Consider the following 9,584-nt stretch of genomic DNA (forward strand, 5'->3'; position numbering starts at 1 on the left):
AACAAATATTCAATAAAAAAAACAGGAACAGTAAAATTCACGGATCTTTTAAAAATTTAACTTTGAACAAAAATATTTCTACTTATTTTTACTGATTTAAAATTAAAATGAATATGTTACGAAAGTCAATGATTTTATTGCTTGCCCTAACAGCGAGTATTCTCACTTATGCTCAGAATGATTACCTCGAAGCCGATGCAAAAGATAATGAAAAAATTTATCAGGGTGGCGATACTCACAAGGTAAAAACCTATAGCCATAAATTTAAATCGGAAAAGCCCAAAAATGTAATTCTTTTAATTGGCGACGGAATGAGTTTACCTCAGCTCCAGGCCGGTTTAATCGCAAACAAAGGACAGCTGTTCATCCAAAATTTCAAATATACAGGGCTGATAAGTACACATTCAGCTGACAATTACATAACCGATTCGGCTGCAGGCGGGACCGCCATTTCATCAGGTGTAAAAACATACAATGGTGCCATTGGGGTTGATGTAAATGAGAATCCGGTTAAAACTATTTTGGAAGATGCCGAGGACAAGGGATTAGCCACCGGGCTTGTCTCCACATCATCTATTACACATGCCACACCCGCCTCGTTTATTGCTCACCAAACCAGCCGGAATATGTATGAAGAAATTGCCGCCGATTTTCTGAAAACAGATATCGACGTGTTTATTGGCGGGGGCTATAAACATTTTACCGAACGCGAAGATGGCCGCAACCTTGCAAACGAACTGGAACAAAAAGGTTACGTTGTGGAGCAGGACCTGAACAAAATTAAAAAAGGAAAAAAAGGAAAGCTGGCTGGGTTTACAGCTCCGGAACATAACGGAAGAGTAGCCGAACGCGGTGATATGCTGCCTGTTTCCACCAAAACAGCCATTACTGTTTTAAGCAAGAATAAAAAAGGTTTCTTCCTGATGGTTGAAGGTTCGCAAATTGACTGGGGCGGCCATGCCGGAAGCACAATTTATGTGGTGGAAGAGATGCTCGATTTTGACCAGGCTATTGGCGAAGCCCTGGAGTTTGCATCCAAAGACAAAGAGACACTGGTTATTGTTACCGCCGACCATGAAACCGGTGGAATGGCTATCCTGGAAGGCAATCCTGAAACCGGCATGGTAAAAGGAGAATTTACAACCGGAGGGCACACCGGATTAATGGTGCCTGTTTTCGCTTATGGACCGGGTGCCGAAGAATTTATTGGTTTTTTAGACAACACCGACATCAATAAAAAAATTAAAGAACTGATTATTAACAACTAATAACAAAACTGCCAAAATTGAAGCCGAAGCCATAGACTAATGGTTTTCGGCTTTTTTATTGTTTTTCGCAATAGTTTTTCTATTTTTCGGCATTCAATTAAATAATTTCTTATGAATGAGGCTCTGGAAGTACTTGATCATGTACGATTAAACTTCTCTCCCAGCGGGTTGTTCGCGTTAAATGTTGTAATTGCCTTTGTAATGTTCGGCGTGGCGCTCGATATAAAATGGCAGCATTTCAAAGATGTCATCCTCAAACCCAAATCCGCTATTACAGGTGCTATTTCGCAGTTTTTCCTGTTACCGTTTATAACATTCTTGTTTGTTATAATACTGAACCCCACTCCTACCGTGGCACTTGGCATGATTTTAATTGCTTCGTGCCCCGGAGGAAATGTTTCAAATTTTATGAGCTTGATGGCCAAAGGAAATGTGGCACTTTCGGTTAGTCTCACCGGATTCGCCACTTTAGCGGCCACTTTTATGACACCATTGAATTTTGCCGTTTGGGGGAAAATGTATTTGAACCACTACAATGCCTCTGGCGCAGGGAATTACCTGGTACCAATTGAAATTGATTTCATGCAAATGGTGCAAACCGTAATTGTTTTACTCGGATTACCGGTTATTGCAGGCCTTTTATTTTCAGAATACCTACCCAAATTCACCCAAAAAATCAAGAAACCCATAAAACAGGCTTCAATTCTCATTTTTATAGCATTCGTAATTATTTTACTTTCGGCCAATTTCAGCCATTTCATCCGTTTTATCCACCTCATATTTTTAATTGTACTTGTGCACAATGCCCTTGCCCTAACAACTGGTTTTACCTTTGCTTCGGCATTGAAACTGCCGCGTGTTGACCGCCGCTCAATAACCCTTGAAACGGGAATACAAAACTCCGGACTTGCACTGGTGCTCATGTTCAATCCCAAAATTTTTCCACCGGAACTTGAACTGGGCGGCATGACATTTATTGCAGCCTGGTGGGGAGTGTGGCACATTGTGAGCGGGCTGGCAATTTCAGGGCTTTGGTCCCGAAAACCGTTATATCAAACTGCTGTGCAATGAAATATGAGAAGTGGTCGTTGGGGTACTGGTTTCTGAAACAGTATATTTCATTTGCCGACTGGCTTATCCACAAAAAAGTAATTATTACCGGCAAAGATAAAATTCCGAAAAACAAACCGATTGTTTTCGCTCCCAACCATCAAAATGCCTTAAGCGACCCGATGGTCGTTCTGTTGCATACCCGCTACCAACCTGTATGGCTTGCACGGGCTGACATTTTTGGAAAATCGAAAATTACCGACACCATTCTCCGCTTCCTGAAAATTATGCCGGTTTACCGTTTGCGCGATGGCAAAGCCAATCTTGAAAAAAATGAAAAAACATTTTCGGATTCCATAAAAGTGTTGGAAAACAATTTTGCGCTGGCACTTTTCCCTGAAGCCGCGCATTCTGCCAAACACCAAATGCTGGCTCACAAGAAGGCCGTGCCGCGCATTGTTTTTATGGCCGAAGAGAAAAGCAAAAACAAGCTCGACATTCAAATTATTCCAACGGGAATTTATTACAGCAGCTACTGGAAATTTAACCGGACGGTGATTGTTAACTTCGGGGATCCAATTCCGGCAAAAGATTACCTGGAACAGTATCACGAAAATCCAAATTTAGCCACCATTGCGCTCAAAACAAGAATTCACAAGTCAATTCTGCCGTTAGTTATAAACTTTAAAACAAAGCGGTTTTATAACGAATTTGAGGCAATAAGAGAAGTTTACGGATCATATTTTTTAAGAAAACAGAATTGGAAATATTCAACTTTAAACCGGTTTAAGTCGGACCAAATTTTGGCTGAAAAATTAGATAAACTGGAAACTGAAAAACCGGAAATGACAGAACAGGTTGCCAAAGATGCCGGCAGCCTGAATTCTAAAATAAAAAAACTAAAACTCAGAAGCTGGCTGTTCAATTCCACACCGCAACGCCTTTTTGGAAAATTAGTTTTTAATATCCCAGTATTGATTTTAGGGCTGCCAGTATTTTTATACGGTTTCATTTTCAACGCACTTCCTTTTTTTATTATCGATCAGTTTGTGCGCAAAAAAGTAAAAGATTTTTCATTTTGGAGTACCTTCTTTCTGGGGGCGGGCATTATTGTTTTTCCGTTTCTTTACTTGCTTGAACTGCTTGCTGTATCCTGGATTATTCCGGGCATTTGGCTGAAAATATTGTTTTTGGTGAGTTTACCTTTGACCGGCAAACTGGCTTTCAAATGGTTTGTACTATTTCGAAAAACCGCCGGAATGTTCAGGTACCTGTGGTTGAAAAAATTTAACCCGAAAATCTATCGCCAGCTTTTAAATGAAAAGCAAAGTTTGACCGAAAAACTGGATACCCTCCTGTAAATTTATCGCCTTGTTCTCTTCGATCGTTTCTGGCGTTTTTTGGTTCGTTTAAAACGATCGGAATAGTTCTTTCTTGAACCCTCTTTTTTCTTTCGCTGATGAAAAGCGCCCTGGTAGGTAGGATCGTCAATTTTCCGCTGCCTGTCAATTTCACGCAACTGGCGTTGTCGTTCATCAAAATCAGTTTCAACAACTTCCACTCCTTCGGGGAGCTCCTGCAGCGGAATTTCCATTCGAATCAACTCCTCAATTTTTTCCCAGTGCCACTCTTCCGACGGTTCGATAAACGTAATGGCATTGCCCCGGTTTCCAGCTCTGGCTGTTCGACCAATGCGATGTACATAATTCTCGTAATCCGACGGCACATCAAAGTTGACCACATGGGTCACCATGCTCGCATCCATTCCCCGCGCCGAAACATCGGTGGTAATCAACACCCGCACTTCGCCGTGCTTAAAAGCCTGAATGGCATTAATGCGAGTGCTTTGCGCTTTATTTGAATGTAAAATACGAATCTCACCTTCAACTTTCCGCTTCACCACTTTATAAACCCCGTCGGCATGTTCCCTGGTTTTCACAAAAATGATGATGCGAGAAAAAGTTCCCTCATCAAGTAATAAATGTTTAAGCAGATTGAGTTTGGTGCGGTAATTCGGCACTTTATAAGCCACTTGGGTAACTTCTTCAACCGGGGTAGCCGAAGGAGCTACTTCCAGTTTTTCATAAAAATCGAGAAATTCTTCGGCCAGTTTTTCCACGCTTTCGGAGAAGGTGGCAGAAAAAAGGAGGTTTTGCCGACGGCCAGGTAAAATTTCCAGAAGTTGCCTGAGCTGGGGCATAAATCCCATGTCAAGCATCCGGTCGGCTTCATCGATAACCAGGTATTTTACCTTTTTAAGCGACAGCACACCGTTGTTGTACAGGTCGCGCAGGCGGCCGGGTGTAGCTACCAAAATGTCGATTCCCGGTTCCACAATTTCAGCATGTTTTGTCCAGCCAATACCACCATAAACAGCTGCATGCCGCAATTCGGAACGGGTGGTGAGCTCTGCCACATCTTCGCCTACCTGGATGGAAAGTTCGCGGGTAGGCACTAAAATAACCACGCGCGGATCGTTGCCTTCAGGCTTACGGAGTTTGGTCAGCAACGGCAAGAGATAAGCTGCCGTTTTGCCCGTGCCGGTCTGTGCTACCCCAACCACGTTTGCCCCCGAATTGATTTTTGGGATGGCTTGTTCCTGAATAGGTGTAGGCTCCTTAAAACCAATATCGTCCAGTGATTTTAAAATCGACCTGGCCACCTTGAGCTCTTCGAATGATTTCTTCATGCTGCAAAAATAGGAAAACTAAAGGATTACCTTACCCTGTACATTTTTCCCGGCAACGCTACCAGAAGATTTTTAAATTCCATATTCAACAAAAGCGCCGAAGCTTTGCTGGTAGGCATCCCCAGCTCACCTGAAATCTGATCGATAAACAGTTCGCCTTTTTCGCGGAGCAGATCCACCACTTTGGTTTCATCGGCAGTTAAGTCAGCAAAAAGAGTAGATTGGACAACTTTTTCTTTTTTGTTGCTTTCCCATCCCATAAAAAATTCGAGGTCGTCGATTCCTTCGATAAGGTCGGCACCGTTTAAGCGGATGATCCGGTTGCAGCCCCTCGAGTAAGTATCGTCGACCCGGCCGGGAAAGGCAAAAACATCGCGGTTATATGATGCGGCTATATCGGCAGTAATTAAGGCGCCACCCTTTTCAGCCGACTCCACAACAATTGTGGCATCGGCCAAACCGGCAATAATCCGGTTTCGGCGGATAAAGTTGGCGGGGTCGATTTTTGTACCACTCGGAAAGTCGGCTACCAACCCTCCAGTTCCCAACATTTTACGGGCAGTATCGGCATGTAGCGAGGGATATATTTTATCGAGCCCGTGCGCTACCACGCCAACTGTTGGAATGTCATACTTCAATGCCATTTTGTGCGCCTGGATATCGATTCCATAGGCCAGGCCGCTCACCACCAAAACCGGGTAGTTACGTTCAGAAAAGCCACTGATAAGTTTTTCGCAGGCATCCTTACCATAGTCAGTCGCATTCCGGGTACCTACAATACTCACAATCCGCTGCATATCGAGATTCATATTCCCCTTGGCATACAATATTACCGGGGCATCGACACAATTTTTCAGTCTTCGCGGAAAATTTTTATCCGTATAAAACAGCACATCGATTTTGTACTTTTCAATGAATTTTAATTCCTTTTCAGCACGTGCGAAAATTTCTTTGTTTTTTATTCGCCGCGCATTCACTTCACCAATACCGGGAATTTTTTTCAGTGCCTGGAACGATTGACTAAAAACACCTTCAACACTGCCTGCATACGCCACGAGGTTTCGCGCCAAAACACTCCCCACCCCCGGGATGAGCGACAGTGCAATTCGGTATAAATTTTCATTATTCATAATTGTACGGCAGAAATTAAACGTTTACGCCAAGCAATTTGTGCAAAGATGCCTCAACTTTTTTCCTGTCGTCGAAAGGCAATGCTGATAAACTCACCGAAGGGTACTCGGCTATTCCGCGTTTTGTCCTGATTATCAGGGTTAAATCAGTCATTTCCCCAAACATTGAATTCTCGAAAAGTGCGTTATGAAGTAATTGCTGAGGAAATTCAATGGCGTGGAAGTCAGTTTTTCCAAACCTGATTGCTTTGTAATAGCGCAGTAAAATTTTTTCGTTATCGTCGCTAAACTCGATGTACTGGTAATCGGCCACCTGAAAAAACAAATACCAAAGTGCAAACACCCCAACCATTCCAATGGCGTACAATGTATAATCTGTTAAAAACAACACCAGTGCAATTAGAGCAATTACAAGGCTTACCAGAAAAAACAGGCGGCGAAGTTTTACCACCCTTTTTTTATTTTTAATAACCATCAGCATTAATTTTTTTTTGAAAAACAGGCTGTGGCCCCTGATTCAAAATTCATAAAACAAATTTATTTTAACTTTACCGCAATTTAGCAGGTAACCATGGGAAATTCAAACATTTATTCCAAAATAATTTACACGCGTTCGCCACAAACCGAACTTCGGGCGTGGATTGAAAAATATGAACCGGGAAAAGTATTTCTGGCCTCAGAAAAAAAAGTGGATGAAATATGGATGCCCCAATTCGATGATTTTTTCCAATCAGAAGGCATAAAAAAAGTAGTAATTCCGGCAGGCGAAAACAACAAAAAGCTGGAATCGGTGGCAAAAATCTGGGAATTTCTTTCACAAAACGGAGCCGATCGGAAATCGCTGCTGATTAACATCGGCGGTGGTATGCTGACTGATTTGGCCGGGTTTGCAGCTTCCACCTTCAAACGCGGACTCGATTTCCTGAACGTTCCAACCACCTTGCTTTCGCAAGTGGATGCTTCAGTAGGCGGAAAAACCGGCATCAATTTTAACGGCCTGAAAAACGAAGTGGGAACTTTTAAAGAACCGGTGGCAGTTATCATTAATACTGATTTTCTGAAAACCATCGACCGCGAAAATTTCATTTCCGGTTATGCCGAAATGATTAAACACGGCCTGATAAAAAGCCCGGAACACCTGGAGGAATTAAAAATATTCGGCTTTAAAGATATTGATTATGAGCAGCTTCAGGAAATAATCCGGCATTCGGTAGAGGTGAAAAAATATTTTGTAGCCAGCGATTTTCAGGAAGGCGGCATTCGCAAAGCCCTGAATTTTGGACATACTGCCGGCCACGCATTTGAAAGCCTGGCAATGGAACAAAACCGACCGGTGTTGCATGGTTACGCAGTGGCTTACGGTATGATTACCGAACTCTTTTTGTCTGAAAAAAAATGCGGCTTCCCGCCAAATGAGCTACGCAGATTGGGTGACTGGCTATTAAAAATTTACGGAAAATTACAAATTGAAAAATCCGATTTTGAGCGTCTTCTTGAGCTGATGACCCACGACAAGAAAAATGAGTCGGGGCGAATCAACTTCACGCTTTTACCTAAAGTGGGCGAGATTAACATCAACCAAAATTGTGAGAAGGAGTTGATTTTTGAAGCTTTAAATTTTTATAAAAACTTAGAAACTTCGTGAAACTTCGTGTTTTAGTGACTTCGTGGCAGTATTTTAAAAAAAAAGCCACAAAGTCGCAAAGACTCAAAGGATTCACTAAGAAAATCGAAAATGAGATACCGGATTTCAATCAATAAAAATAAAATAGAGGGACGGATTAACCTGCCGGCATCCAAAAGCATAAGCAACCGGGTGCTTATCATCAATGCCCTGAGTTACAGCCCTTATCCTGTACACAATTTATCGGATTCTGACGACACAAAAGTTTTACTGAACGCGCTATTCTCCAATGAGAATAAATTTGACATCGGCCATGCCGGCACGGCAATGCGCTTCCTCACCGCCTTCATTTCCAAAATTGTTGGCGAATGGGAAATTACCGGTTCGGAAAGGATGAAACAACGTCCCATAAAAATTCTGGTGGATGCGCTGAACGAACTGGGTGCCAAAATCGAATACCTTGAAAAAGAGGGTTTCCCACCACTGAAAATTTTCGGTTCACATCTGAAAGGAAAAACCATTGAGCTCGACGGAAGTGTTTCGAGCCAGTATATTTCGGCACTGCTAATGATTGCACCAACCATTGAAAACGGCCTGACGATCAACCTGAAGGGTGATATCACATCGCGGTCGTACATTGAACTCACGCTGAAACTGATGGAAAAATTCGGTGTCAGGCATAAATGGGAAGGAAACTCAATTTACGTTCCTGAGCAAAAATATTTCCCTGTTGATTTTACCGTGGAAGCCGACTGGTCGGGAGCTTCGTACTGGTACGAGCTTCTGGCGCTGGCAGGAAAAGGTGAAGTTTTCCTGGAAAACCTGGTACTCGATAGTATCCAGGGAGATGCAATTCTTTCAGAATGGTTTGTTCCGTTTGGCATTGAGTCGGTTCAACAGGAAAATGGTGTGTTGTTAAAAAAGATCACCAAACCACAGGTGAGTAAATTGAATATGGATTTTATTGAAAATCCGGATGTGGCGCAAACGATGGCTTGTTTGTGTGTGGCCAAAAGAATTCCGTTTCATTTTACAGGATTGAAAACCTTAAAAATAAAAGAGACCGACCGGATTGCTGCTCTGCAAAACGAGCTGACAAAATTTGGTGCAAAATTAACTGAACCCGAACATGGCGAGTTGGCCTGGGACGGCAACATCGATTTACAAATGAAACACGAAACACCTGTTGTAAAAACCTACCACGACCACCGGATGGCACTGGCTTTTGCCCCAATGGCACTTTCTGGCTTGCAAATGGAAATTGATGATCCGATGGTAGTGACCAAATCATACCCGGCTTTTTGGGAAGATTTGAGGAACGTGGGATTTGAGATAAAAGAGGACTAAAGAAAATGTCATTTCGAATGAGGCACGAATGAGAAATCTGCTGATTTTGGGTAGATTTCTCCTCCTTCTTCATGCCAATGACAGATTTGTATATCATTCTTATTATGTGTGAAATAACAAATATCAAAAAAAACAATCACCAAATAAGCACCAAAAAACAAATCTCCAAACAAGAAAAATTTTGAAAGTTAAAGAATTTGAAAGTTGGAGTTTACGCCATTGGCATCCCTACGGGGTTTGTGATTTGTGGATTGTATTTTGGGATTTTTCTGTCATCTTCTTAAATTATTAAAGCTTTATAAAAATTCGTTTTTTATATAAAATCCATGCCGGTAAAGAAAGGGAAAATGAGGTCAGTCGGTGTCAGGCCATTCCATTCGGCATGAAGAAGCGGGGCATAAACATGGCTCCAGCTTCCGGGGTAATTCACCATAATCATTGCTCCTATGGTAAATCCGCGAAGTGCATCCAGCGAA

The 9,584-nt window shown here is 42.3% G+C and carries 8 protein-coding genes; 5 read left to right on the forward strand and 3 right to left on the reverse strand.

All coding sequences use genetic code 11. The features are described 5' to 3' along the window. Window positions 1-113 precede the first annotated feature (113 nt). From ACTCNA_RS16400 to ACTCNA_RS16410, 3 genes are all read left to right on the forward strand, one after another. Window positions 114-1,268 (forward strand): alkaline phosphatase, encoded by a 1,155-nt coding sequence (locus ACTCNA_RS16400; RefSeq protein ID WP_462949019.1) that lies wholly within the window; start codon window positions 114-116, stop codon window positions 1,266-1,268. Between the two features lie 111 nt (window positions 1,269-1,379). After that, window positions 1,380-2,339 (forward strand): bile acid:sodium symporter family protein, encoded by a 960-nt coding sequence (locus tag ACTCNA_RS16405; RefSeq protein ID WP_462949020.1) that lies wholly within the window; start codon window positions 1,380-1,382, stop codon window positions 2,337-2,339. Continuing rightward, window positions 2,336-3,679 carry a 1-acyl-sn-glycerol-3-phosphate acyltransferase gene (locus ACTCNA_RS16410; RefSeq protein ID WP_462949021.1) on the forward strand — a complete coding sequence of 448 codons (1,344 nt, stop codon included), beginning with the start codon at window positions 2,336-2,338 and terminating at the stop codon, window positions 3,677-3,679. The genes ACTCNA_RS16405 and ACTCNA_RS16410 overlap by 4 nt, the downstream gene beginning before the upstream one ends. A gap of 2 nt (window positions 3,680-3,681) precedes the next feature. Here ACTCNA_RS16410 and ACTCNA_RS16415 read toward each other — a convergent pair whose 3' ends face one another. Genes ACTCNA_RS16415 through ACTCNA_RS16425 form a run of 3 tightly spaced genes read right to left on the reverse strand, consistent with a single transcriptional unit; the run spans window position 3,682 to window position 6,612 of the window. After that, entirely contained in the window at window positions 3,682-5,007 is a 1,326-nt protein-coding gene (locus ACTCNA_RS16415; protein WP_462949022.1) for a DEAD/DEAH box helicase, read from the reverse strand. 26 nt (window positions 5,008-5,033) lie between these two features. Next, window positions 5,034-6,137, reverse strand: a complete 1,104-nt coding sequence (gene dprA / locus ACTCNA_RS16420; RefSeq protein WP_462949023.1) for a DNA-processing protein DprA — start codon at window positions 6,135-6,137, stop codon at window positions 5,034-5,036. Between the two features lie 16 nt (window positions 6,138-6,153). Then, window positions 6,154-6,612, reverse strand: coding sequence for a hypothetical protein (locus ACTCNA_RS16425; protein ID WP_462949024.1), 459 nt, complete (start codon window positions 6,610-6,612; stop codon window positions 6,154-6,156). Between the two features lie 96 nt (window positions 6,613-6,708). Between ACTCNA_RS16425 and aroB the strand changes: the two genes are divergently transcribed. Continuing rightward, window positions 6,709-7,782: a 3-dehydroquinate synthase gene (aroB, locus tag ACTCNA_RS16430; protein WP_462949025.1), complete on the forward strand. Its 1,074-nt coding sequence runs from the start codon at window positions 6,709-6,711 to the stop codon at window positions 7,780-7,782. A gap of 90 nt (window positions 7,783-7,872) precedes the next feature. Then, window positions 7,873-9,108: a 3-phosphoshikimate 1-carboxyvinyltransferase gene (locus ACTCNA_RS16435; protein WP_462949026.1), complete on the forward strand. Its 1,236-nt coding sequence runs from the start codon at window positions 7,873-7,875 to the stop codon at window positions 9,106-9,108. Window positions 9,109-9,584 lie beyond the last annotated feature (476 nt).

It is taken from the genome of Tangfeifania sp. (genome assembly GCF_055108615.1).

Bases quoted from the DNA above. Each gene is read 5' to 3' on its own strand.
- ACTCNA_RS16400 (WP_462949019.1), top strand. From the start codon at position 114: ATGTTACGAAAGTCAATGATTTTATTGCTTGCCCTAACAGCGAGTATT.
- ACTCNA_RS16405 (WP_462949020.1), top strand. From the start codon at position 1,380: ATGAATGAGGCTCTGGAAGTACTTGATCATGTACGATTAAACTTCTCT.
- ACTCNA_RS16410 (WP_462949021.1), top strand. From the start codon at position 2,336: ATGAAATATGAGAAGTGGTCGTTGGGGTACTGGTTTCTGAAACAGTAT.
- ACTCNA_RS16415 (WP_462949022.1), bottom strand. From the start codon at position 5,007: ATGAAGAAATCATTCGAAGAGCTCAAGGTGGCCAGGTCGATTTTAAAA.
- dprA (WP_462949023.1), bottom strand. From the start codon at position 6,137: ATGAATAATGAAAATTTATACCGAATTGCACTGTCGCTCATCCCGGGG.
- ACTCNA_RS16425 (WP_462949024.1), bottom strand. From the start codon at position 6,612: ATGGTTATTAAAAATAAAAAAAGGGTGGTAAAACTTCGCCGCCTGTTT.
- aroB (WP_462949025.1), top strand. From the start codon at position 6,709: ATGGGAAATTCAAACATTTATTCCAAAATAATTTACACGCGTTCGCCA.
- ACTCNA_RS16435 (WP_462949026.1), top strand. From the start codon at position 7,873: ATGAGATACCGGATTTCAATCAATAAAAATAAAATAGAGGGACGGATT.